General features: G+C 63.9%; 1 protein-coding gene. It reads right to left on the bottom strand.

Going from position 1 to position 1,032, the window contains the following annotated elements; translation table 11 throughout:
• The coding region (locus PCJ21_RS22060) for an IS481 family transposase (protein ID WP_269933570.1) at positions 1-949 on the bottom strand (949 nt) is incomplete at its 3' end.
• Positions 950-1,032 lie beyond the last annotated feature (83 nt).

Raw genomic sequence — 1,032 nt, 5'->3', positions numbered from 1 at the left:
TGTGGAGCCTCAACAGGTTGTCCTCGGTCACGCCGAGGCGGCTGATGGGTGTTTTGGACCTTAGGCTGCCATGCGGGCGATGCCAATTGTATCTGTGAAGCCAGACCGGCAACTCAGCGGCACGATGATCTGAGGTCGGATAGGCGGTGGCGTAGGCCCACTCCCTGAGCGCGGTCTGGATGAAACGTTCGGCCTTGCCGTTGGTCTTGGGCGTGTAGGGTTTGGTCCTGACATGCTTGAGGCCGAGCTCGCGGCAGGTTCTGGCGAAGGCCTTTGATCTGTAGCAGGAGCCGTTGTCGGTCATGACGCGACTGACGGTGACGCCGAGGCTGGCGTAATAGGCCAGCGCCGCCTTGAGGAAGGCGACGGCGCTTTCCCTGCGCTCGTCAGGCAGGATTTGCGTGAACGCGACGCGGGAGGCGTCGTCGATGCAGACATGGACGAACTCCCAGCCGGCGCCGCGTGACTTGCCCTGCTGGGGATCGCCGGTGATGCGGTGGCCGACACGGTCGAAACGGCCGAGTTTCTTGATGTCGATGTGGATCATCTCGCCGGGATGCTCACGTTCATAGCGCCGCACCGGTTCCGCCGGCTCGATGTCCTTCAGCCGCGACAATCCGGCGCGCCGCAGCACCCGGCTGACGGTGGACGGCGAAACGCCGACTTCCTTGGCGATGTGCTTGCCGGTGAACCGTTGCCGGCGCAGCGCGGCAATGCACTCGGACACCGCCTGGCTGGTAAGGCCCGGCATGACGCTGGGCCGCGACGAGCGGTCGGTCATGCCCACACGGCCTTCAGCCCTGTAGCGCTCGACCCAACGCGCCACGATTTTCACCGACACGCCATATGTCCGCGCCGCATGGGCTTTGGAAAGACCGCCTTCTGTCACCGCCCGAGCCATTTCCTCTCGACGCAGCGGCGTGAGGCGGGCATTCTTGTGGATGTTCATTCGGACCCTCCGGAGAGTGCTGTAGCTTGGTAACTCCAGTCTCCTCGGTCCGGTCCGAATGGACAACCTCCTGAAAGCTCACA

It is taken from the genome of Aminobacter sp. HY435, assembly GCF_027568395.1.
GTDB lineage: Bacteria > Pseudomonadota > Alphaproteobacteria > Rhizobiales > Rhizobiaceae > Aminobacter.
Note: the sequence above shows the minus strand (reverse complement) of the source record. Positions and strands in the feature narration are given on the sequence as shown.